The organism is Paraflavitalea sp., from assembly GCF_059502485.1.
In genome coordinates this window covers 2,408,122-2,433,588 of sequence record NZ_JCACET010000010.1, presented here as the reverse complement: position 1 = coordinate 2,433,588, position 25,467 = coordinate 2,408,122, and the positions used below count along the sequence as shown (strand labels likewise).

16 protein-coding genes are annotated in these 25,467 nt (G+C 47.6%); 14 read left to right on the top strand and 2 right to left on the bottom strand.

What is annotated here, in order from left to right; genetic code table 11:
- Nucleotides 1-24 precede the first annotated feature (24 nt).
- The 5 genes from AC5JBY_RS26840 to AC5JBY_RS26820 all read left to right on the top strand — a co-directional run bounded on the left by AC5JBY_RS26840 (nucleotide 25) and on the right by AC5JBY_RS26820 (nucleotide 9,935).
- The gene (locus tag AC5JBY_RS26840) at nucleotides 25-3,219 is read left to right on the top strand and encodes a SusC/RagA family TonB-linked outer membrane protein (protein WP_495907758.1); all 3,195 of its coding nucleotides are present in this window, start codon (nucleotides 25-27) and stop codon (nucleotides 3,217-3,219) included.
- 19 nt (nucleotides 3,220-3,238) lie between these two features.
- A complete protein-coding gene (locus AC5JBY_RS26835) occupies nucleotides 3,239-4,858 on the top strand; it encodes a RagB/SusD family nutrient uptake outer membrane protein (protein ID WP_495907757.1) in 1,620 nt (539 codons plus the stop codon).
- A 29-nt stretch (nucleotides 4,859-4,887) separates the two neighbouring features.
- Nucleotides 4,888-6,096: a glycan-binding surface protein gene (locus AC5JBY_RS26830; RefSeq protein ID WP_495907756.1), complete on the top strand. Its 1,209-nt coding sequence runs from the start codon at nucleotides 4,888-4,890 to the stop codon at nucleotides 6,094-6,096.
- A gap of 92 nt (nucleotides 6,097-6,188) precedes the next feature.
- Nucleotides 6,189-8,114 carry a T9SS type A sorting domain-containing protein gene (locus tag AC5JBY_RS26825; protein WP_495907755.1) on the top strand — a complete coding sequence of 642 codons (1,926 nt, stop codon included), beginning with the start codon at nucleotides 6,189-6,191 and terminating at the stop codon, nucleotides 8,112-8,114.
- Between the two features lie 69 nt (nucleotides 8,115-8,183).
- Nucleotides 8,184-9,935, top strand: coding sequence for a glycoside hydrolase family 9 protein (locus AC5JBY_RS26820; RefSeq protein WP_495907754.1), 1,752 nt, complete (start codon nucleotides 8,184-8,186; stop codon nucleotides 9,933-9,935).
- A gap of 105 nt (nucleotides 9,936-10,040) precedes the next feature.
- Here the strand turns inward: AC5JBY_RS26820 and AC5JBY_RS26815 are convergent, their stop codons facing one another.
- Together AC5JBY_RS26815 and AC5JBY_RS26810 are read right to left on the bottom strand one after the other, a co-directional pair.
- A complete protein-coding gene (locus AC5JBY_RS26815; protein ID WP_495907753.1) occupies nucleotides 10,041-10,802 on the bottom strand; it encodes an SDR family NAD(P)-dependent oxidoreductase in 762 nt (253 codons plus the stop codon).
- A gap of 296 nt (nucleotides 10,803-11,098) precedes the next feature.
- On the bottom strand, nucleotides 11,099-12,133 hold the full coding sequence (locus AC5JBY_RS26810; RefSeq protein WP_495907752.1) for a LacI family DNA-binding transcriptional regulator: 1,035 nt from the start codon (nucleotides 12,131-12,133) through the stop codon (nucleotides 11,099-11,101).
- A 392-nt stretch (nucleotides 12,134-12,525) separates the two neighbouring features.
- On the opposite strand from AC5JBY_RS26810, the gene AC5JBY_RS26805 reads away from it, so the two are divergent.
- From AC5JBY_RS26805 to AC5JBY_RS26765, 9 genes are all read left to right on the top strand, one after another.
- Nucleotides 12,526-15,750 (top strand): SusC/RagA family TonB-linked outer membrane protein, encoded by a 3,225-nt coding sequence (locus AC5JBY_RS26805; protein ID WP_495907751.1) that lies wholly within the window; start codon nucleotides 12,526-12,528, stop codon nucleotides 15,748-15,750.
- A gap of 17 nt (nucleotides 15,751-15,767) precedes the next feature.
- Nucleotides 15,768-17,537, top strand: a complete 1,770-nt coding sequence (locus tag AC5JBY_RS26800; RefSeq protein ID WP_495907750.1) for a RagB/SusD family nutrient uptake outer membrane protein — start codon at nucleotides 15,768-15,770, stop codon at nucleotides 17,535-17,537.
- 28 nt (nucleotides 17,538-17,565) lie between these two features.
- Nucleotides 17,566-19,158, top strand: coding sequence for a DUF5123 domain-containing protein (locus AC5JBY_RS26795; protein WP_495907749.1), 1,593 nt, complete (start codon nucleotides 17,566-17,568; stop codon nucleotides 19,156-19,158).
- 24 nt (nucleotides 19,159-19,182) lie between these two features.
- Nucleotides 19,183-20,571, top strand: coding sequence for a pectate lyase family protein (locus AC5JBY_RS26790; RefSeq protein ID WP_495907748.1), 1,389 nt, complete (start codon nucleotides 19,183-19,185; stop codon nucleotides 20,569-20,571).
- Nucleotides 20,555-21,322, top strand: coding sequence for a rhamnogalacturonan acetylesterase (locus AC5JBY_RS26785; RefSeq protein ID WP_495907747.1), 768 nt, complete (start codon nucleotides 20,555-20,557; stop codon nucleotides 21,320-21,322). The genes AC5JBY_RS26790 and AC5JBY_RS26785 overlap by 17 nt, the downstream gene beginning before the upstream one ends.
- Before the next feature lie 7 nt (nucleotides 21,323-21,329).
- Nucleotides 21,330-22,703 carry a pectinesterase family protein gene (locus tag AC5JBY_RS26780; protein ID WP_495907746.1) on the top strand — a complete coding sequence of 458 codons (1,374 nt, stop codon included), beginning with the start codon at nucleotides 21,330-21,332 and terminating at the stop codon, nucleotides 22,701-22,703.
- Nucleotides 22,704-22,748: 45 nt separating this feature from the next.
- Nucleotides 22,749-23,258: a hypothetical protein gene (locus AC5JBY_RS26775; RefSeq protein WP_495907745.1), complete on the top strand. Its 510-nt coding sequence runs from the start codon at nucleotides 22,749-22,751 to the stop codon at nucleotides 23,256-23,258.
- A 75-nt stretch (nucleotides 23,259-23,333) separates the two neighbouring features.
- Complete coding sequence (locus AC5JBY_RS26770; RefSeq protein WP_495907744.1) at nucleotides 23,334-24,311, top strand: pectinesterase family protein; 978 nt, start codon at nucleotides 23,334-23,336, stop codon at nucleotides 24,309-24,311.
- 98 nt (nucleotides 24,312-24,409) lie between these two features.
- On the top strand, nucleotides 24,410-25,426 hold the full coding sequence (locus AC5JBY_RS26765; protein ID WP_495907743.1) for a zinc-binding alcohol dehydrogenase family protein: 1,017 nt from the start codon (nucleotides 24,410-24,412) through the stop codon (nucleotides 25,424-25,426).
- Nucleotides 25,427-25,467 lie beyond the last annotated feature (41 nt).

Sequence of the window (25,467 nt, the reverse complement as noted above, 5' to 3'; positions counted from 1 at the left end):
CTTGCAAAACGAAAACGATCACATATGAAAAAAACCAAAACTGCCAGAAAGCCGGCTGCTCTGTTATGGACGCTGGTATTGTGCATGCTGGCCATCTCCCAGGGGTATGCACAACAAGAAACTGCCGCGAGAAAGATCACCGGTAAGGTGACCGGCAAAATGGGTGAGGAACCGTTAGTCTCCGCATCGGTTACTATTAAAGGAACAACTAATTCAGTTTCTACCAATTCAACAGGAGATTTTACCATTGAAGCCAAGACCGGAGATATACTGGTTATTTCTTCCATTGGGTATGCCGCCAAAGAAGTGAAGATAGGCAGCAGGTCAAATAATCTTGACATCAGACTGGATGCGAATTATAATGATCTGCAGGATGTAGTGGTAGTAGGCTATGGCCGTATGAAGAAAACAGACCTCAGTAGCTCGCAGGTTACTGTTACTGCTGCCGATATGCAGCGGACGGTCAACACTACATTGGAACAGGGATTACAGGGACGAGCTGCCAACGTATACGTTACGTCCAACAGCGGACAACCCGGTGCAGCACCTTCAGTACTGATTCGCGGTATTAGCTCAATCAATTACTCCAGCCAGCCATTATATGTTATTGATGGAGTACAAATAAAGCCTGATAATCCCAATGGCGGTACTGGTACCAGCAATACGGCCACAAACGTTTCTTCCAACGTTCTCGCAGGTATCAACCCGGATGATATTGAAACCATCAACGTACTGCAGGGACCATCGGCAACTGCCATCTACGGAGCGGTAGGAGCCAATGGTGTAATACTTATAACAACCAAAAGAGGTAAAGCTGGCGAAACAAAAGTAGCTTTCAGCAGCCTGACTACTATTCAGGACAGGCCGGAAAAAGTACCGGTGATGAACTTGCAGGAATATGCTACCTACCGCAATGAATTTGCGAAGGCAGGTGCGGCAGCATTTGAACCTCAGTTCGTCGACCCTTCTGTATTAGGGCCAGGTACCGACTGGCAGCGATCTCTGTTTCGCAGAACCTTATTGCAGAAATACAGTTTGGGTTTGAGCGGAGGTAGTGAGCGGACTACCTTTTATACCGGTGCAGAATATTTTAAGCAGGAAGGCGTAGCGAGAGGTTCAGGCTTTGAGCGTTCTTCCATCCGTTTAAACATAGACAACCAAACCAGGCGTTGGTTGAAGCTGGGCGTCAACCTGAGCGTAAACCAGGTAAAAGAAAATGTAAATACCACCAATGGCGATTTGCTGAATATTGCCATCAGTCAAAATCCTGCTGTACCGGTTACGAATCCGGATGGTAGTTGGGGTGGTCCGGTAAACACACAATTCCAATACACCAACCCGGTAGCCCTGGCGGAAATAAACGACAACCGCAATAAGTCGATGGCTTTTATCGGCGGTATATATGCGGATATCAACTTCATGAAAGGTCTTGTATTGCACAATGAGTTCAATACGTATTATCAATACACAAACAGTTACATCTTTAACCCCTCTTATAAATTCAATGGCTACGAGAATACCACGACCGTTTCTTCACGCCGCAGTGGCAACAACTACTGGTGGGGGCTACAAACCCGCTTGCAGTACGATACTAAAATTGGCAAGCACGGCATTACAGCCATGATAGGCCATGAAGCTACAGAGAATGCACATGAAGGGCTGGAAGGATTGCGCCGCAATTACATTACCAACAATATACAGGAACTGCCGGGAGGTGATGCCTTAACTGCCACCAACTCCAGCTCAAAAGGTTCAAGCGCCCGCGAGTCATACTTTGGCAGGTTGAACTATGTATACAATGATCGCTATATTCTGCAGGCTACCATGCGTGCAGACGGCTCTTCCAATTTCGGTCCCGAGAACAGGTGGGGTTATTTCCCTTCCTTCTCTGCCGCCTGGAGAGTATCACAGGAAAACTTCATGAAGAACATGGAAGCCGTTAATGACCTGAAGTTGCGCGTAGAGTATGGCCTTAGTGGTAATGCTGCTGCTGCAGGTTATTTTGCTGCCTTGTATAGCGTACCTACTGCTGGCGGTACAGGTTATCTGTCCAACAACTTTGACAATCCTTACCTGAAATGGGAGGAATCGAAGACACTGAACGTAGGCTTCGATGCCCGCTTGTTCAACAACCGCGTGGAAGTAATTGCCGACTTCTATATCAAGAAAATTACCGACCTGCTTACCACCAATGATTTTCCTTTCTATTCCGGTGGCGATATGTCGTACTCATCCGGTTATATCCGCTTCCCTACATCCAACGTAGGTTCGATGGAGAACAAAGGATTTGGTATCACGATCAATACGGTGAATATTGAAAAACCCTTTACCTGGAAAACAGGATTGAACTTCTCGATAGACCGTAACAAGATCACAGAGCTATACAACAATACACCTATCAACAGTACCTATAAAACCAGTTCATTGATCAGTTCTTCCAGAGTAGGCCAGCCGGTAGCATTACTTACAGGTTATATTGCCGATGGCATATTCCAGAATATTGGAGATATCAAAGGCCATGCTAAACAATTGGCAAGCGGTGTTATGTTGGTTGACCCTGCACAAGGTACCTGGGTAGGTGATGTTAAGTTCAGGGATATCAGTGGCCCCAACGGAAAACCCGATGGTGTCATCGATCAGAACGACCGTGTGGTGATTGGTAACCCCTGGCCCAAGTTTACATTTGGATTCAACAACTCATTCGCCTATAAGAATTTTGACCTGAACGTCCTGATCGTTGGCGTACAGGGAAATGATGTGTACAACTACACAAGATATGTGAATGAGAACCCCCAGGGCGCTGCCGTTTTCAGCAACTATTTTAAGTCAGTAGCCAATTTTGCACGTCCCAGTAGTATCGATGCCAATGACCAGTCTACCAAACTGAATAATCCAGGTTACCAGATTGCACGTATTTCACCCAATACAGCCAACGGTAACTTCCGTGCCACACAATGGTACATCGAAGATGGATCATATATACGCATCAAAAATGTTACCCTTTCTTATTTCCTGCCGGCTAAGTGGGCTTCCAAAATAGCCATGCGCAACCTGAAGCTATCGGGTAGTGTACAAAACCTGGCCACGTTTACGAAATACAAAGGGTACGATCCGGAGATTGGTATGACACCCAATTATGGTTCACTCACAGTTGGAGTAGATGATGCACGCTATCCTTCTGTCAAAATGTATTCATTCAGCCTCACCGCTGATTTCTAACCTTCCTAAAATGCAGAATATGAAAAAGCTTTCAATCATATTGATCACGCTGGTGCTGATAGGATCACAGGCTTGTAATAAAGAATTCCTGAACAGGCCGCCGGAAGACCAGTTGATTGCCAACATCTTTTATAAAACCACCGAAGAAGTAAGGGCCGGTACGGCGCCACTGTACAACATCGTGTGGTTTGATTATAACGACAAAGCCGCCTTGTCTTTTGGTGATGCCCGCGGGGGTAATATGATATCCAACGATCGCGATCAATTCTACCGTTTCGCTGTGGCCTCCACCGACGTAAACACCCTGTTGCCTGCGTACAAGTCTTTTTACAAGATCATTGCACAAAGCAACCAAACCATGATGAATATTCGCAACAATGCCACTACAGTACCGGATGATATAAAAAGAGCCGGAATTGCAGAATGCCGCTTCATGCGGGCCATGGGTTATTATTTCCTGGTGAGCAACTGGGGAGCAGTACCAATTATTTACGACAACGTAGCACAAATGGGTGATCCCAACGTAACGCGCAACACAATAGAGAGCGTTTGGGAGCTCATCATCAAAGACATGACCTATGCAGCAAAGAACCTGCCTGTCACTTCATTCGCAGAAGGACGGATCAACAAATACTCTGCAGAAGGCATGCTGGCCAGGATGTACCTCACCAGGGCAGGTGTGGGCAGTGGTAACACACGCCGCAAAACCGACTTGGACAGTGCGAAATTTTATGCAGCAGATGTAGTGCACAACAGTCCTGCTGTGTTGGAAGCTAATTACTATGATCTGTTCCGTGGAGAGAACCACAACAGCTCCAAGAATAACAAAGAAAGCCTGTTCTCCATTCAGTGGATGCCCATCAAAGATCCCTGGGGTATCAACAACTCCTTCCAGGCCTATATGGCGCGCAATGGAGATATTACCGGTAGCTGGGATGGATGGGGTGCTGCACACGGAGCCTCTGCCAACCTGATCCAGTATTACCTGGCCAATCCTGCCGATTCTGTAAGGCGTAAAGCGACATTTATGTTCCAGGGCGATTTCTATCCTGAAATACGCAAAGACCTGAACGGTTATAACTTCACTGCTACAGATGTAGCCAATACCAAAAAGTACATCATTGGTTCCGTAAAAGACAATGCAGGCAAAGGCAGTGAAATGTGCGCTTACATCAATACCTATATGCTGCGTCTCGCAGAAGTATACCTCATCTATGCAGAATCGATTCTTGGTGATGCAGCCAGTACTTCAGACGCAGAAGCGCTGAAATACTACAATGCAGTGCGCAAGCGCGCTGGCATGCCGGAGAAGGCTTCCATCAACTTTGATGATATCTTCCTGGAGAAAAGGATTGAAACCGTATTTGAAGGCATTTACTGGTACGAATTGATGCGCTTGTACTATTTCAATCCTGCCAAAGCGACGGCCATTATCAATGATCAGGAAAAAGGCGCCTATACACTTACCTATAACACAGGTACCAGTAACCCACGTACCTGGGCGTTCACAGTTACGACGAAGAAATATGAGGTAAGCGATAAAACCATCTATTTGCCAATGCCCGAGGCAGAGTTGGTGAAAGCGCCAAACCTGGCCAAAGCACCGGTAGCATTTGATTTCAGCGTGCTGCCCGACTAACACATTTATAACACAATAACCCTTGCGCTATGCGTAATAATAAATTGCAGATTATAATATTGTTGCTGGCCTTGTTCATTGGCTTTGTAGCCTGTGACAAGGACGATGACAGTAAACCCGTTATCACAAGGCTGCGGGCCAATACCCCTGCGCCGAACGATTCAACGCTGACCCTGGCTGGTCCGGGACAAACGGTGGTGATACAGGGTAGTGGCTTTGCTTCCACCACGCGGGTCTTTTTCAATGGGTATCCTACGCCCTTCAATTCGGCCATATTGACTGATAATAATATCGTGGTGACTATTCCTGCTGATATGCCTTTCGCCAGTCTTGATCCCAGCCAGTTGAATACGGTGAAGGTGGTTACAAAAAATGGAGAAGTAGTATTCAGTTTTCCTGTAGTACCACCGCCTGCCATCGTGAGTGGTGCCAGTAACGAAAACGCAAAAGCTGGCGAGCGCATCACGATCATGGGGAATAACTTCTTCTTTGTAGAAAAGGTCATCTTCCCCGGCGGTGTAGCAGCTACTGCCAATATTGCGACTACTACCTCGGGCACTTCCTTGCAGGTAACAGTACCTGCCGGTATCACACAGGCAGGCACCGTTCAGGTAGTTACAAAGTTTGGAACAGGCACGTCAGTTTTCCGGTTCAATGACTTTGCTACCGGCATGATTGCCAACTTTGATGACATAAGCTACTATGAATGGGGTTGCTCTATCAAAGATGATGCAGCCTTATTCCCCGGTAACCATGGAAAATATGCCCACCTGCAGCAGGATGCGATCGGCGGCAATAACTGGGATTGGTGGAATGGCAAAAGAGGCATCATTACATTCAAGAGAGATTGGCTACCTGCTTCCGAAAATGGTAACCCTGCAGCCAACTACGCCATGAAGTTTGAAATATATATAAAAGAGCCTTTGTCGAATGGTGTACTGTTTATAGGTCCTCCACCCAATGATACCTGGATATATATGTACCGGTTCGAACCATGGAAAACGGCCCCAGGCCTCAAAACCAACGGCTGGGCCACTGTAACGGTACCGTTGAGTGAGTTCAGAAAAAAAGCAGCCAACGGAACCGATGGAGCAGGAGACAAGGCTAATACAGTAGCGGATGTGATTGGCAATATTGATGAAATGGTCAGGTTCATGTTTGTTAACGATACCGGAACACCTATTCCCAAACTGGATATAGCGATCGATAATATCCGTGTATATAAAATTGTGAAGTAATCTCGAAGGCTGGGTCGCCCTCAAAACTTGTCCCGCTCTGCGGGAGGGCGGCCCACCCTTACAAAGAGATGTTTCTTATTTAAACGACCCGCGTGAAAAAGTTACTGCTTGCTTTTTGCTGTACTTGCGTGCAGGGGTTTACCATGCACGCACAAGATCCAGGTTTTTTCCTGAACGACTGGCAACCTGTAAACATTACGGCGCCTGCTTTCAACAACGTGGCTAAGCCGGCAGGTTCGCCAGCCGTTACTATTACCGTTGATGCCAACCAGGTCATCAACAAAGTGTCGAAGTATCTCTTTGGCAACAATGCCAATCCTTACATGACACAGATGGTAACAGAGCCGGTGTTGATAGATCACATCAAAAACCTTGCTCCCAATATCATCCGCATGCCGGGCGGCAATATCAGCAGCGTATATTTCTGGAATGCATTACCCAATACACCACCAGCCGATGTGCCGGATTCCCTCTACGACTCCGATGGAAAAAAAGTGATAGCAGGCTACTGGTATGGAAAGAACACAGCCGGCTGGACATTATCGCTCGATAACTATTATGCCATGTTGCAACAAACAGGCAGTACAGGCATCATCACAGTGAATTACAGCTATGCCCGTTATGGCACAAGTGCTGATCCGGTAAAGCAGGCCGCTCACCTTGCTGCCGACTGGGTACGATATGATAACGGGCGAACAAAGTTTTGGGAGATAGGCAACGAAGATGCTGGTCCCTGGCAGGCAGGTTATAAAATTGATGTCAAGAAAAACAAAGACGGTCAGCCGGAGATCATCACAGGCGAACTCTATGGACAGCACATTAAAGTGTTTATCGATTCCATGCGTAAAGCCGCTTCAGAAAAAGGAACTACCATCTATATCGGCGCGCAGTTGATACAATACGATGCCGCCAATTCCTGGAATCCGGTCGACAGAACCTGGAACAGCGGCTACTTCAGCAAGGCAGGAAATGCTGCCGACTTCTACATCGTTCATTCCTATTACACACCCTATAACGAAAATTCTACAGCGAGCGTCATTCTGAACACAGCAGCTACGGAAACGCAAAGCATGATGAACTGGATGAAGACTACTACACAGCAGGGTGGGGTAGCGCTGAAGCCTATCGCGTTGACGGAATGGAACATTTTTGCAGTGGGCTCCAAACAAATGGTGTCACACATCAATGGCTTGCATGCTACGCTAACTTTGGGAGAGTTGATTAAAAGCAAGTATGGGCAAGCATCCCGCTGGAACCTGGCCAACGGGTGGGACAATGGCAATGACCATGGAACTTTCAGCCAGGGCGGTGAGCCGGGCGTCGCTGCATGGACGCCCCGGCCATCTTTTTACCACATGTATTATTTCAGAAAGTATTTTGGCGACCAGATGGTCAGCGCTTCAGTCATTGGGCATAATGATATAATAAGTTATGCTTCTACGTTCAGCTCGGGGCAGGCAGGTATCGTGATCGTGAACAAAGGAACAAGTGCACAATTGGTAAAACTGAACTTTCAAAACTTTAATCCCGGTAATCGTTTTTATTGGTATACATTAACCGGTGATACTGACAATGGTGAGTTCTCCCGTAAGGTACTGGTCAATGGAAGTGGACCCACAGGTGAAGCTGGTGGCCCGGCCAACTACGTAGACCTGAAAGCCAATTCAGCCCTGTGTGAAAACGATATCAGGCTCAACATTCCGGCGCGTTCAGCTACATTTGTATTGGTGGAGAAAAGCAGCGTGACCGCTGTCGTAGATATTGACCCGCAAGACAAACTGGTGCAGGTGTTTCCTAATCCATCCGATAACGGCAATTTTTCGGTGAAGCTCAATGGCTTTTCTCCTGCAGAACAAATATCCATGCGGGTGATCAACAAGTCAGGCCAGCTATTGTATGAAATAAATACCCGTGGCGAGCAGGTAGTGCCGGTCCATCGATTCCTGAAAGCGGGTGCTTATTGTCTGCAGGTGATCACGGCCAAAGGCAATACCACTAAAAAGATCATTATTCAATAGTATACTGGTCAGGCCGCTTTAGCCGGCCAGACCAAAAGATCGTCAGTTACGCTAAACGAATAAGTACTCATGAAGCACCTCGCCACTATTATCATCGCTTTATCGTCTGTTGCTTTTGCACAAGCTCAGCAACCTGTCAATCCCATTCGCATCAACCAGGAGGGGTATTATGTACAGGCGCCCAAAGTGGCAGCTATAGTAGGCAACATCACTGCCACCAGCTTTACAATTATTGATGCTAACCGTAGCGATACGGTCTACAGGGGAAAACTGAGCCCTCAAAAACAATCATCCAATTCTTCTTTACAAACGAAGCTGGCCGATTTCAGTGCCTTCCAAAAAGCCGGCAGTTTCCGGCTGATAGTTCCAGGCAGCGCACCATCTTATGTATTTCGCATTGCGGCGAACGTTCACAACAGTTCTTCAATAGCTTTATTAAAAGGCTTTTATTACCAGCGCGTGTCGATGCCGCTGCAACAGCAATATGCAGGTAAATGGCATCGTCCTGCAGGCCATCCGGATACGGAAGTATTGATCCATCCTGCTGCAGCTACTGAAAAGCGACCTGCCGGAACTGTTATTGCTTCACCCGGTGGCTGGTACGATGCAGGCGATTATAACAAATACATCGTAAACAGTGGTATTACCATGGGCACGCTGCTATCGGCCTATGAAGATTTTCCTCAATACTTCAATGCACTAAAGACGAATATTCCGGAAAGCAGGAATAGCATCCCCGACCTATTGGATGAAGTATTATACAACCTGCGCTGGATGCTGACGATGCAGGACCCCAATGATGGAGGCGTGTACAACAAATGCACCAATGCTGCTTTCGATGGCATGGTTATGCCCGGCGTCACCAAACTACCGCGTTACGTGGTACAAAAAGGAACAGCCGCTACATTAGACTTCGCCGCTGTTATGGCACAAGCTGCACGTATCTACAAACCGTTCAATAAACAATTACCTGGATTGTCCGATTCTTGTCTCGCTGCTGCCAAACAAGCTTGGCAGTGGGCGCTGAAGAATCCCGATCTCGTATATGACCAGGATAAAATGAATACAACACATAAGCCGGCTGTTTCTACGGGCGGCTACGGTGATAGAAGTTTTAACGACGAATGGTTATGGGCAGCAGCCGAGTTGTTGATCACTACGGGAGATGTAACATATGAAAGTACAGTGAACAAAGAACTAAACAGCCTGCTAGCGATCCCATCCTGGGCCAACGTACGCATGCTGGGATATTATACATTATTGAGAAATAATAAAGCGTGGCCGTCACGACACACAGCCGAAGCAGCCACGCTCAAAGAAAAAATAATCAAGCTGGCCGATTGGTACATAACACCGGTCAGCGAAAATGCTTTTCATACCGTGATGGGACGACAGAAGTCTGACTTTGTATGGGGCAGTAGTTCTGTGGCGGCCAATCAGGGAATATTATTGATCAATGCCTTCCTGCTTACAAAAGATAAAAAGTATATACACTATGCGCTGACGAATCTTGATTACCTGCTGGGCAGAAATGCTACAGGCTTCAGCTTTGTAACGGGAATCGGCACTTACCCGGTGATGCACCCACACCACCGGCCTTCTGTGGCAGATGGAATCGTAGACCCTGTGCCGGGATTATTATCCGGAGGACCTAACCCCGGCAGACAGGATCGTTGTAAATATGAATTCACAGAACCCGAAACCGCTTTTACTGACCAGGATTGTTCCTATGCCAGCAATGAAATTGCCATCAACTGGAATGCCCCTGCTGTATATCTCTTCGCCGCAATAGAAGCCTTAAGCAAACAAGTCGGTTATTGATAATCTGCTATCGAAGTAAGGTTTCGAAGCGGGCGAATATTGCCCGGCCCTTCAGGGCCGGGATAAAAAAACGTACAACTTACTGGGCTTTAGCCCAATTGAACATTACAAAAAGATCCCCCCGGAAACTTCAATTCGTTGTGCGGTAACCCAGGCAGCTTCAGGTGTGCAAAGGAACGCAACCACACCACCAATATCTTCCGGTAAGGCAGTACGCTTGAGCGCAGTCTGGCTTACAAGAAACTCTCTTACCTGCGGATTGCCCAGCGAGTTCTTCGTAAAATCTGTTTCAACAGGCCCCGGAGCAATGGTGTTGGCAGTAATGCCACGGGCGCCAAGTTCTTTCGCCAGGTAACGCGTAAACACTTCTATAGCGCCCTTCATAGATGCATAAGCACTATAACCCGGAACTGCAAAGCGGGCAAGACCGGTAGAGAAGTTGATAATGCGGCCACCATCAGCCAGCAGCGATATTGCTTTTTGCGTAAGAAAATAAGTTCCTTTCAGGTGAACATTGTAGAGGTTGTCAAACAATGCTTCGGGAGTATCAGTAATGAGGTTGTATCCCTCGATACCGGCATTGTTGATCAGGAAGTCGAACTGTTCAGTGCCAAAACTATCTTTCAGTGCGGAAGTCAACTGTTGAATAAACCCATCAAGAGATTTAATATCACCTACGTCCAGTTTCAGGGCTATGGCCTGCTGTCCGTTTGCGCGTATGGACTTTACAACCTCTTCAGCCTCTTCTTTATTATTCCGGTAAGTAAGAACTACATCGATACCTTTCTTTGAAAGCGAGAGCGCTACATTTTTTCCGAGCCCGCGGCTACCACCGGTAACCAGGGCAATTTTGTGCTGTTGTGCCATCTTATTTGTTGTTTAAATGATGACACAAAGCTCACACCCAATTGGCGGTTGGTTATGGTGACAGTTTCAGGTAAAATGGTGACCAGTTCAGTTTTTTACTCCGGTGGTATCACAAGTTGTGATACCACTCATTTAAAGAGTAGTTATTTAATGTATTGAAAATGATTTAGTTGTGTTGTTGTCTACATTGGTGGTGTCACAAACTGTGATACCACAGCCGCGATTCAGCCAATCAATTAACCAGCCAGCAAGTTCTTATCCCCCTTATCAACCTTTCAACTTATTAACCTATCAACTCACTTTCTCGGCAACGACGACTCCCTGATCTGCAACTCCGGCGTAAGCGTCCTTTTTTCAAACTGCTTGATGGGGCGTTTGCTTTCTATTAGTTGAAGAAGCAATTCAGTAGCATCGCGGCCGATCTCGTAGGCAGGTTGGCGCACTACGGTGAGTGGAGGACTAATAAGTTCTGCGATATCTGAGTTGGAAAAACCCACGAGAGCAATATCATCGGGTACTTTCAGTCCACGTCTTTTGAGCGTCTTCAGGCAACCACTGGTCAGTTTATCACTCATGGTCACGATGGCATCCGGCTTTTGTTTCAGGGTAAACAGCTTGTTCACAGCCTCCTCTATTTCAGAGAAGATCATGCCGCCATAAAAGCAATGCTTAATATAAGCATCATCAGGTTTTAGATCATGCGCCAGCAGCGCTTCGCGATAACCTGCCAGTCGCTCGGAAGTAATAGACAGGAATTCTGAGTTGGCAATAGCAGCAATACGTTTATAACCATTGTTCACCAGGTGCTCCGTGGCTTCGTAAGCCCCTTTGAAATTGTCTACGATAACACTGTGCGTATTGATCTCCTCGGTAATGCGGTCGAAGAATACGATGGGTAGCCCCTTTTCGTGTAGCGCCTTCAGGTGACTGATATCATTTGTTTCTGTAGAAACGGAGATCAGCAGCCCATCTACAGAGCGCGAAGCGAGATAGCGAAGGTCCATCACCTCCCGTTCGTAGGATTCATGACTTTGCGATATGATCACATTGTACCCGCGGTCATAAGAGATGGATTCGATGCCGTTGATGATCTGTGAAAAGAAGTTATTGGCAATTTCACATACCACTACACCAATAGAGCGGCTGCGCTTTTCTTTGAGGCTAAGAGCGATAGGGTTGGGGCGATAGTTCAACTTTTCGGCACAATCCAGCACTAACTGCTTGGTTTCCGGGCTTATTTCATAACTGTCGCGCAGCGCCCTTGAAACAGTAGAGGTAGAAATTCCGAGAGCTTTAGCAATATCCTTGATAGTAACTGCTTCAAATTTCATATGCCGGCCGTTGTTTTAATAGCTGCGTTTAACTGCGCTGGTCACTAAGGTACCGCTTTTCTTCCAAAGCCCTGTGAAGCATTCACTTGTCAGATTGACACCACGCCATCGTTGCCGGGAACGATTGCGTAAATAAAAGCCCCCAAAGCCTTCGGCATTCCTGAAAAAGGATATAGAATTGTTGTGCTATTTGCTAACATAAAATTTGCTTGCTATGCTGGAGATCTTCCTTTCTCATAGTGCATGTCCCTCTATGCACTTATTTACCCGTTACATGACCATTTTTCCCGTTCAAATTGACCTTTATCAAAGGGAATAACACCTTTTTGCTGCACTTCACCATTATATTTTAAACCCTAACCCATTGACTCATCACATTAAAAAACTGCTATATGAAAAGATTACTGCTGCTATTGATATTGGTTGCTGCATCCTTGCACCTGGCGGCTCAAAGCCGGCAGATCAAAGGAAAGGTGACCGACGATAGCAATGTACCACTCGAAGGCGTAACTGTCCGGATCAAAGGATCGACAGGTGGTACACAAACCGACAAAGACGGCAACTTCACCCTAAACACAACTTCCTCAGGTAAAGTAGACCTCGTTTTTAGCTCCACAGGTTTTAAAGAAACGACAGTAAGTGCCGACGGTTCAAAAGCACTGTCTGTAAAACTCGCCAGCGCAGCGTCTGCACTCGACGATGTGGTGGTGGTCGGCTACCAGTCTAAGCGAAGAAGAGAACTGACCAGTTCAGTTTCCTCTATCGGCGCCAAGGATATGAAAGATATTCCAATTAATTCGGCGGCGGAAGCTATTACCGGTCGCCTGGCGGGTGTACAGGTCACCACTTCCGAAGGTTCGCCCGGAGCTTCAGCGGTCATCCGTGTGCGGGGTGGAGGCTCCATCACGCAGGATAACTCTCCGTTGTACATCGTGGATGGTATACAGGTAGAGAACGCCCTGTCAGTACTTTCCCCACAGGACATAGAATCCATCGACGTGTTGAAAGACGCTTCCGCTACAGCTATCTACGGTGCGCGTGGCGCCAATGGGGTGGTCATCATCACTACCAAAGGCGGTAAGGATATGAAAACCGTGATCAACTACAACGGCCTGGCAGGTATACGACAGTTGGCCAACAAGCTGGAGGTGATGAACCCCTACGACTTTGTGATGTATCAATATGAAAGAACACGCGGTGGCTCCACAGACCGCGATGGATTTCTGAATACCTATGGTCGTTGGGAAGACCTCGACCTTTACAAATCGGTTCCCTTTGTAGATTGGCAGGATGAAATGTTTGGCCGCAATGCCCTCATGCAAACACACAACATCAGTGTAGCAGGCGGTACGGCTGCCACCAAGTTCAACCTGAGTCTTACCTCTAATACAGAGGAAGGCATAATGTTGGGGTCAGATTTTGATCGTAAACTTGTCAACTTCAGGTTCGATCACACCGTTAGTAAAAAACTAAAAGTAGGAGCTGTTGTTCGTTACAACCATACGGTAGTCAATGGGGCAGGTACTACCAACGAAGGCTCATCTGGTACCAACCGTCTGCGTCACAGCATCAAGTTCAGACCTATATTGATGAATGGACAGGACCTGACGGATTATGATCCTGACTATGCCTTGCAAACAAATGCCAACGGCCTTTCACTCGTCAATCCCATTTTGCTCAATGATGCAGAGTATCGGAGAAATCCTACCAACGTTACCAATCTGAGCGGTTATTTCAACTACGAGTTCAACCGATACCTGTCATTCAGGTCTACCTTCGGTGTCGACATCACCAACACACGGCAGAACTCATTCAATGATACCATTACTACCATTGCCCGGCAGAACGCCAACCTGCCAACCGCCTCTATTAATACGATTACTCGCAATACGCTGAATAACTCGAATGTACTGACCTTTACCATGAGAAAGTCTGGTTCAAAATTCAGTGACAAGCACGACCTGGATGTATTGTTGGGGCAGGAGCTCTACCAGAATACTGAACGTCGCTACAATATAGAAACACGTTACTTCCCAATAGGTATCACTGCACAAAAAGCGCTCGGTAATATGGGGTTGGGAAGCGCCCCCGCCGGTAGCGTACAACCACTGCCGTTTTCATCTGAAGTCCCCAGCCGCCTTTTCTCTTTCTTTGGACAGGTAAACTACATGTTTAATAAAAGATTTCAGCTTGATTTCACCATGCGCGCAGACGGCTCTTCCAAATTTGCTTCCGACAACAGGTGGGGTTATTTCCCATCCGTAGCAGCAGCATGGCGTATCTCCCAGGAGCGGTTCATGGACGACTTTAGCGAAGTGATCAGTGATTTGAAATTAAGAGCCAGCTATGGACGTGCAGGAAATAACCGCATTGATGATTTCCTCTACCTCACCCAGTTCAATGCCAACGTATACTACGGATTTGGCGACAACCTGGTTACATCCTATAGTCCGGCAGCATTGTCCAACAACTCTTTGAAATGGGAAACAACGATATCGCGCAACCTTGGTTTGGATATCGGTTTCCTCAACAACCGTTTGTTGCTTTCTGTGGATGTCTATAGCAACAAAACACAAGACCTGCTGGTAAACGTACCGGTGCCCACCAGCTCGGGTTACACCTCACAGCTGCAGAATGTAGGATCTACCACCAATAAAGGAGTGGAAGTACAATTGAGCGGTACGCCGATGCAAACAAGAGATTTCCGCTGGACAGCGAACTTCAATATCTCTTTCAACAAAAACAAAATCGAAAGCCTTGGAGCTTACCAGAGTTCTTACCTCTTCTCCTCAGGATGGGGTGGAAGCGCTCAACCGTTTGATTACCTCGTGCGCGTAGGTCAGCCGGTAGGTATGATATGGGGGCTACAGACAGATGGCTACTACACCATCGATGACTTTACTTACAACAATGGCATATATACACTCAAGCCCGGTGTTCCCAACAATAGTGAGATCACGGCCACACCACCGCAACCTGGTATGTTGAAGTTTAAAGATCTCAGTGGAGCGAAAGGTAAACCAGATAGTCTGGTAGATAATAATGACAGAACTATTATTGGCAACACGCAGCCTAAATTCTTCGGCGGCTTGAATCAACAGTTTTCCTACAAAAACTTTGACCTCAGCATATTCCTGAACTTCCAGGTAGGCAACGATGTATACAATGCCAACAAACTGGAGTTCACCAGCGGCTACACCGTCAACTCAAATCTCCTCGCGTCGATGAACGATCGCTGGAAAACAGTGGACGCCAACGGACAGGTAGTGACCGATCCTGCCGCACTGGCTGCGCTCAATAAGGATGCGAAACTGTGGCAGCCGCTGCGCAGTGCCAGCTCTTTCTACGTGCATTCATGGGCGATTGAAGATGGATCCTTCCTGCGGGTCAATAACATTACCCTTGGTTACACGCTGCCTAAAAAGTTATTTAATAAAACCGGCATCAGCAATCTCCGCGTATATGCTACCGTCAATAACCTGCATGTGTTTACCAATTATTCAGGATACGATCCCGAAGTGAGCACGCGCAGGAATACACCATTGACACCGGGCGTGGATTATTCAGCATACCCGCGTAGCCGCTCTTTCATCTTTGGCCTCAACCTGTCATTATAACTTTAAACTGAGGAACAATGAACAATAAATATCTATCCAAATATACCTTTAGCAGCCTCCTGTTGGCAGCTATACTACTGGGCGGAGCATCCTGCAAAAAATACCTGGAGCTCACACCGGTATCCTCTTTCGGTCCTGAATATGTGTTCAGCAATGTGCCCAATGCCGATAAAGCAGTATTGGGCGCCTACTCCGCACTGGGCGGCGATCAGGGCTACGGCATACGCATCAGTATGTACTACCCTTACGACAACGACGAGATGATGGGACAGGGTGGCGCTGCAGGTGATAATGAAAGAAGAGACATTGCCCGCTTTTCCGTTAAATCCAGTAATACACAATTGGCTGGCCCCTTCAATCAGCTATACGCTGGCATAGAGCGAGCCAACATCTGTATCTACAGCATTCCCAAAATGACGATGTACACGAGTGGTACCGAATCGGAGAAAAGGCAGTTGAAAAAACTTTACGGTGAAGCACTTACCCTGAGAGCGCAGTTTTATTTTGAACTCATCCGCAACTGGGGCGATGTGCCGGCACAGTTCCTCCCATCCAGTTATGAGGCCGATCTCTTTAAAGCAAAGACAGATCGTGATACGATCTATACGAAGATCATTGCCGACCTGGCCGAAGCGGCAGATTTGCTTCCCTGGCGCTCCGCCAGCGGCACTACCAACGAGCGGATATCGCAGGGAGCAGCACGTGCTTTAAGAGCGCGGTTGGCATTGTTCAGAGGTGGCTATTCACTACGTAAGAACAGGAAGATGGAACGTCCTGCCGATTACAAAACCTTCTACCAGATAGCGCGTGATGAATGCAACATCATCATGCAGCGCAACGAAGAACACAAGCTAAATCCGAGTTTCCGCGCGGTATTCAAAGATGCCATCGGCGCCCATAAGGAAGATCCTTTTGGAGAAATATTATGGGAAGTGGGCATGACAGGCGGTGGTAGTGGCTTTGGTGACAGCAAACTGGGTTACTATAATGGACCACGTTACAACAACACCGGTAACTCGGCCCTTACGATCCTGCCAACTTATTTCTATGCATTTGATTCTACGGATACCCGACGCGATGTGACCTGTGCACCTTACAACATCTTACTTAACATGAGTCTTGAGGGCCGCACGCTGCAAACGATGGTAGATGGTAAATTCAGGAGAGATTGGAATCCGGTAACCACTTCAGCAGCGCAGTACTTTGGAACTAACTGGCCAGTGATCCGTTATTCAGATGTGCTGCTCATGTTTGCCGAAACAGAAAATGAATTGAGCAATGGACCCACGGCAGCTGCTAAAACAGCCTACGAGCAAGTGCGCCTGCGGGCTTTCGAAGGCAACGCTTCCCGCATTGGTACCACACCTTCCGATTACGCTGGTTTTTTATCCGCCATCATGAACGAGCGGATGCTGGAATTCGGAAGCGAAGGCATACGCAAGTTCGACCTCCTGCGCTGGAATAAACTCAAAGAACGACTGGATGCAGTAAAAGTGGTCCTCACCGCGATGGCCAACAGAGTTGCGCCTTTCGACAACCTGCCAACAGCTATGTATTATAAAACAGGTTCTACCACGATGGTATGGGCCAATTCTTTTTACAAGCCTACACCAGCAGGCGGCGTGCCTGCAGGCTATGCTGAAATAAGTTGGATAGGCACTGGCATCACATCCACCATTACTCAGTACCTGGGTTCCGGCTTTGCCGAAGGCAAAAGCGAACTCCTGCCAATACCGCAGGCTTCGCTGGATGCCAATCCAAAACTTACACAGGACTACGGGTATTGATTAAAGCAAACCAAAACAGATTCAAGACATGAAAACATTTTCATATAAACCAGTGCAATGCCTCCTCATCGTAGCTGCTTGCCTGTTTACCATTACTTCCTGTAAGAAAGACGAGGAGACGGTAATGACCCTGCCGCGTATGTTTACGCCAGGCACAGTTGCCCTTACCACTACACCTTCACAGGTTACCATTAGCTGGAAACGCCCGCCCTTTTCCGACGGCGCAAAATATACGGTAGAAGTTTCTACTGATACCCTCTTCGGAGGCACACCGCGCATCAAAAAAGAAATGGACACCTTATCGTTCGTTGTCAAAGAAGCAGATGTAGAACCAGGCATTAAATACTTTGCCAGGGTTCGCACCAATGCAGTGAATACGACGGAAGCATCCAATTGGGCCTACTCTGCTTCTTTCATCGTTACGGGACAACCTATCCTGCTTCCGGTGGCCGCAGCTGATCTTACGCCCACAAGCGTAGTATTGAAATGGACAAAACCTAATACGGTAACCCACATCATGCTGAACAATGTTCGCTATAATATCACTGCTGGTGAAGCAACAGCCGGCGAGAAAACAATTACTGGCCTTACCAGTAAAGTAGATTACACAGCCCAGATATTCAACAACAACATCATCAGGGGAACACAAACATTCAGAACGCCCGCCAACATTCCTACAGGGCCGTTGGTGGTTGTAGTGCAGCCGGGACAGGTATTGGGCGATCTGCTCGCCACTGCTGTTGATGGGAACATCTTCGTATTGTTGGAAGGCACGCGTCACGACTACAGCGCTGCAGTGGTATTGCCGTCTGGTATTTCAGTTACGATCTTTGGTGAAGAAAGCAATCAGAAACCGATACTGGCATTCAATGGATTTACGTTGCCCGCCACTGCAGGAACGATCACCTTCGAAAACGTGGATATTACTGGTTATCCCGAGAACAACCCAGCAATGACCAAACGTAACTATATCTTCAATCAAAGCACAGCTTCCGCTACGGAGAAGATCGTCTTTGAAAATTGTACCATCCGCAACTTTCTCAATACACCATTCCGCCTGCAAAGTGCCAACCCCATCACGGTAAACAGGCTGGTATTCAACAGGTGCATTGTGTACGACTGCGGCGATAACGGAGCTGCCGGTACCTATGCCTTCATACATACGAATGTGGCGACTGGTCGCGTCAATAACATCGAGATAAAGAACAGTACACTATACAAAATTGGGTACAGTATCATTCTGCACAACGCAGCTCCTACCCAGTCCATCTTCATCGAAAACTGTACTTTCAACAACACGTTGGGAGATGGAAGATACTTTGTTGATTACAACGCACAAACCGTAGGTTCATTCACTATCCGTAATTGTATCATTGGAAAAACCCTTTCACCGGCTAATACGGCCAGGGGCATCCGGTTGGCAGCGGCATCAACGTATACCACTGATAATTCTTATCAGACAACAGATGCGGTTTTCGCGGGCAATCCCATTAACGGTATCATCAGCTATAGTCAGGCTTCCACGAATCTTTTTACCGATCCGGCCAATGGCAACTTCGGGATAAAAGACAACACCTTCGCAGGCAGTGCTACTGCCGGCGATCCACGTTGGAGACCATAATACAGCATACTAAAACAAATAAAGTTGAACAGTTTTATCCGTACAGCGATCACCCTTACCTGCATGCTCACTGCACAACAGTGGCTGCATGCCCAGGCGACTGCCTTTCCCGGTGCAGAAGGCTTCGGTCAATACGCTACTGGTGGCAGAGGAGGAAAAGTATTAGTGGTGAACAACCTGAATGACGATGGACCCGGTAGCTTCCGGCAGGCGGCAGTAGCCAAAACGCCAAGGATCATTGTGTTTGCTGTGTCAGGCACGATACACCTCGAATCGAAGTTGACGATCGCCGGCAACGTTACGATTGCTGGCCAGTCGGCCCCAGGTGATGGCATCTGCGTGGCTGACCAGCCGGTGAGTATCGGAGGTGATAACATTGTGATCCGCTACCTGCGGTTCCGCATGGGCGATAAATACCAGCGTGGCGGCATGGTGGATGGCAACGGCAGCGATGATGCATTTGGAGGCACGCGCCGCAAGCACATCCTCATCGATCATTGCAGCCTTAGCTGGAGTACCGATGAAGTCCTGTCGGTATATGCAGGCGACAGCTCAACCCTGCAATGGAACCTGATATCAGAACCTCTCAACTATAGCTATCACTTCGAAACAGGCGATAAAGACTACGAGCGTCATGGCTATGGCGGCATCTGGGGTGGCAGGCATCTCTCGGCCCACCACAACCTGCTGGCCCATTGCAACAGCCGTACACCAAGGTTCGATGGTATCCGCAATGCGCCGGAAGAAAATGTCGACTACAGAAACAATGTCATTTATAACTGGGGCCACAACAATACCCATGCAGGAGAAGGAGGGTGCTACAACATCGTCAACAATTATTACAAGTATGGTCCATCAACGCTCAAAGGCGTAAGATTCCAGTTGCTTAATCCCTTCAACCGGAAAGATATTCCCTACGGTAAATTCTACGTCGATGGCAATTGTGTCGATGGAGCTGCAGACGTGAGTCGGAACAACTGGCTGGGCGTAAAAGTAGGCAACGGAAAAGACGATCCCGCACAGGCAAAACTGGAAGCGCCTTTCGAAATTGTGCCGGTTACCACGCAAACGGCAGAAGAAGCATACCGGCTTGTATTGCAAAAGGCAGGCGCCACATTACCCAGGCGAGATACACTGGATCAGCGTATCATTGGTAATGTGAAGAGCAGAACAGGAACACTCATTGATGTACAGGGAAATTTTTCCCACGGCACGGCATACGAACAAACAGTTGGAGCATGGCCCACGTTGAAAACGGAACCCGCGCCCAAAGACACTGACCAGGATGGTATGCCCGATGACTGGGAAAAGAAGCACGGCCTTAATCCCGACAATAGCAGTGATGCGGGCCTTTACACACTCGATAAACAATTCACCAACATAGAAAAGTACTTGAATGAACTGGTGCCGTAATAAAATATCCCGGGCAGTATGGTTATACGCAGGCATCTTCCTCGCGTTTTCCTTGCCGCCTAAAAAGAAGATCACAGTGTACCTCATTGGCGACTCTACGATGTCCATCAAGCAGGTGAAAGCCTATCCGGAGATGGGGTGGGGAATGCCCTTTGTGTACTTCTTTGATTCTACGGTGAAGGTAGACAACCGTGCACAAAATGGCAGAAGCACCCGTACTTTCATGGCAGAAAATCGCTGGCAACCGGTAGTGGATGCGCTGCAGGAAGGTGATTACGTATTCATCCAGTTTGGCCACAACGATGAAGTAAAAACAAAAGCGAGCTATACCACAGAAGAAGAGTTTAAGAACAACCTCATCAAATACGTTACCGATACAAGAAATAAAAACGCTATTCCGATACTGCTCACACCGGTGGCACGCAGAAAGTTCGACTCCACCACAGGTAAGTTGGAAAGCACACATGAGCTCTATTCGGAAATAGTACGCACCACAGCGCGCGAACAAAAAGTAGCACTGATCGACCTGGACAGAAAAAGCCAGGCCCTCCTCCAATCGATGGGTGTGGAAAGTTCAAAGCTGTTATTCCTGCAGCTGAAACCCGGCGAACATCCCAACTACCCCGAAGGAAAAGAGGACAATACACACTTCAATGAACTGGGCGCCCGGAAGATGGCTGAAATAGTATTGGCAGAAGTGCGTGCCCTGAAGCTGGAATTGGCAGAGAGAATAACGAAACCAGGTAAATAATACCAACATGCGGGTCATTGCCGGCTTATTGTTGATGATCAGTTTTCACGGCCCTCTCATGGCGCAGACTGCTTCTCTTCGGGCCGATCTTATTGTGGCCAAAGATGGTAGCGGGCAGTATGCAACCGTGCAGGCGGCTATTGACGCAGCACCTGCAGGAAGCACAAAACCTTTCGTGATCTATATAAAGAATGGCATCTACAAAGAAAAAGTAGACATACCAGTCCACAAGCCATTTATCCACCTGATTGGAGAAAGTGCTGCCAATACGATCATTACCTGGGATGACTACAGCGGCAAAGTCGTGAATGGCGTTGCTATCCGTACAAGTACTTCCGCTACGATTACGATCAACGCTACAGGCTGCTTCGCAGCTAATATTACATTTGAAAACGCTACCGGGTATACGGGCGATGGACCACAGGCATTGGCCACAAATGTGAATGGCGACAGATGCGCCTTCAGCAATTGCCGTTTCATCAGCGGACAGGATACCTTACTCGCCACAGGAAACGGTAAAAGACAATACTTTAAGAACTGCTACATCGATGGCAATACAGATTTTATCTTCGGTTCCTCCACGGCAGTATTTGATGACTGTGTCATATTTCCCCGAGATCGCGTAAACGGCGGCAATGGAGGATACGTTACTGCCACCAATACACCGGCTGGACAGCCCTACGGCTTTGTTTTCCGGGATTGCAGGATAACAAACAACAGAGGCGTTACCAGATATGTACTGGGCCGCCCTTGGCAAAACGACTCCACCAGAACGGCAGAACAGAAAGCCCACAATAAAACAGTATTCCTGAATACGGTCATGCCGGTTTCCATAAAACCAGAAGGATGGAGTAAATGGAATGCGGGTACCAATACAAGCCTTATCACCTATGCGGAATACAAAACAAAAACATGGGATGGCTCACTACTCAACATCGGCCAGCGCGTACCTTGGTCAAAACAACTGAGCGATGCGGAAGCCGCTGCATATACTTTGCCAGCCATCTTCGGCGATTGGGACCCCTGCACTTTATCACCTGCGCTCTGCAGCCGTCAGCCGGTGGAAATTGCGGTGTCCAATGCACGGGCGCAACGCGATAGCACCCAATCCTTGATCAGTTGGAACCTGAGTTGGCCCCTTACCGATATGAGCTATGAGGTATACCGTAGCAAGGATAGCGTTCACTTCAGTAAGATCAGAGAAGTGAAAATGAAGACCGATTCCGTAGTAGCTTTTAGCATCAAAGATGAGTTGCCGCCGGCAGGCACTACCTGGTATTATTATATCAGGGCATCCCGTGTAGGTATGCCCGCTCATAAAAGTTATACAATAGTGGTGAATGATAAAACAATATTGATTCGGAATAGCTCAAATGGGTGAGAAAGCCTGGATGCTTTTGGCTATACCTTGCGAAAAAGAATTGATATGAAAAATTCAACAGTACTGATCGCAGGTATGATCCTGGCCATAGCTATGTTCTCATGCAAGAAAGGAGATACCGGTCCCGAAGGGCCGAAGGGCGCAGACGGTATAAACGGAAATGCCAACGTAGTTCAATACACATTTGGGGCACAAAACCTCGCAACAACGAGTTTTGTAACCTTACAGGTTACTACAACCAAAGACACGATGGACAAGTGTGCCTGGTTTGTGTATCTGTATTATCAGACCAACGACCGCTGGTATTTTATGCCAGGTTCCGGTGTTGGAGGAACTACCCAATACCGCTTGAACATGGGATATTCATCCAACAAGGTCAATATCTATATCGACAGGATTGGCGTGGGCGAGAACTATGCACAGGCAAAAGTTGTACGCATATTAACAAATAGCACTTTACCAGGAGGTCGCGTTGCTGCCGGAGCAAACCCACTGCCTGATATTGATTTTACAGATTACGAAGCGGTGAGGAACTACTACCAGCTTCCGCGGTAATTTACTGGGATAGTGCGGGACGGCTACAGAAGCAAAAAGGGTTACTTTAGCTTCCCCGAAATAGATTGCTGAACTATGATAAAAAAGATAGCCTTTCTGATCTGCATCATATTCATTGCTGGCCATGTGATGGGGCAGGCCACCACATACCCTTCCTCTTTTACGGTAGCGCAGGATGGCAGCGGTAACTTCAAGACGATACAGGAAGCAGTAAATGCAGTGCGCGATCTCTCCCAGCAACAAGTGAAAGTATTTATCAAAAAAGGGATATACCGCGAAAAGCTGGTAATCCCTTCCTGGAAATGCAGAATATCACTGATAGGAGAAAGCAAGGACAGTACGATCATTACCAACAGCGATTATTCAGGGAAAGATTACCCGGGAAAAGATTTTACGGGTAAGGATAAATACAGCACCTACACATCCTACACGGTGCTGGTACAGGGCAACGACTGCACGATTGAAAACATTACTATAGAAAATAAGGCAGGCAGGGTAGGGCAGGCAGTAGCACTCCACGTAGAGGGCGATCGCTTTATGATTGCCAATAGCCGCTTATTGGGCAACCAGGATACTTTATATGCAGCTACAGAAAGCAGTCGCCAGTATTACAAGGACTGCTACATTGAAGGCACTACCGATTTTATTTTCGGAGAAGCTACAGTAGTGTTTCAACGCTGCACGATCAAAAGCCTTTCCAATTCCTACATTACTGCTGCAGCTACTACGCCAAGACAACCCTTTGGATTTGTCTTTTTCAATTGTTCACTGATAGCCGATACGGCTGCCAGAAAAGTATTTCTCGGCCGCCCCTGGCGGCCTTACAGCAAAACCGTTTTCCTGAACACAACGATGGGAGACCATATTGTAAAAGAAGGCTGGGACAATTGGCGCAACCCGGAGAATGAAAAAACAGTCCTCTACGCCGAATACCAAAGTGTCGGCGCTGGCGCCAGTGTTGAAAAAAGAGTCAAATGGTCCAAACAACTCACTGCAAAAGAAGTGAAGCGTTACACTTTGAAGCATATCTTTGGAGACTGGACACCTGAATAATGATACGTTCGAAGTAGGTAGTCGGACTTCGGACCTTAGACCTCAGACTTCTTGCTTTGCTTTTTGCTTATTTACTAAGCTAAAAATATTATATCGACATGAGATCATTAGTGTGCACCTCTCCAGGCCAATTCGAGTACAAAGACATTGAGCAACCGGCACCGGCAGCGGGACAGGCACTTATCCGCATCCGGCGCATCGGCATTTGTGGCACCGACCTGCATGCCTTTGAAGGCACACAGCCATTCTTCACCTATCCCCGTATCCTTGGCCATGAACTGGCAGGCGAGTTGGTGAATACGGGCGGTGCTGAAGGTTTCGAAGTAGGAGAAACAGTTTCCTTTATTCCCTACTTTAATTGCGGCACCTGCATTGCCTGCCGCAATGGTAAGACCAACTGTTGCACCAATATAAAAGTATGTGGTGTGCATGTAGACGGCGGCATGGTGGAATACCTTTCAGTGCCTGCCCACACATTGTTACATGGAGAAGGGTTGCCGTATGATGCACTGGCATTGGTAGAGCCGTTGGCGATTGGCGCACATGGTTTGCGTCGTGCCGGTGTGCAGGCGGGAGAGTATGTGCTGGTAGTAGGAGCAGGGCCTATAGGATTAGGCATTATCGCATTAGCTAACATCGCTGGCGCCAACGTGATCGCACTGGATGTAAATGATAACCGCCTCGACTTTTGTCGCAATAAACTGGGCGTACAGCATACGATCAACGGAGCTACGCAGGATGTGATGGCACTGTTGAATGAGATCACCAATGGAGATATGCCTACGGTGGTGATCGATGCTACGGGTAACCTCAAAGCGATCAACAATGCTTTCCAGTATATGGCACATGGGGCCAGGTATGTGTTGGTAGGATTACAAAAAGGCGATATCAGCTTCAGCCATCCGGAATTTCACAAGCGCGAAGCCACATTGATGAGCAGCCGCAACGCCACCCGGGCCGATTTCGAACACGTGATCCGCTGCATTAAGAACAAACAGATCGATCCCCTTACTTTCATAACCCATAAAGTGGCCTTCGATCAAACGAAAGAAGAATTTGCCGGCTGGCTCAACCCCGCCAATGGCGTCATAAAAGCAATGGTAGAGATCAACTAACTAAGTCGCCAGCCTCTGGCTGGTGACGGGTATTTGCAAGC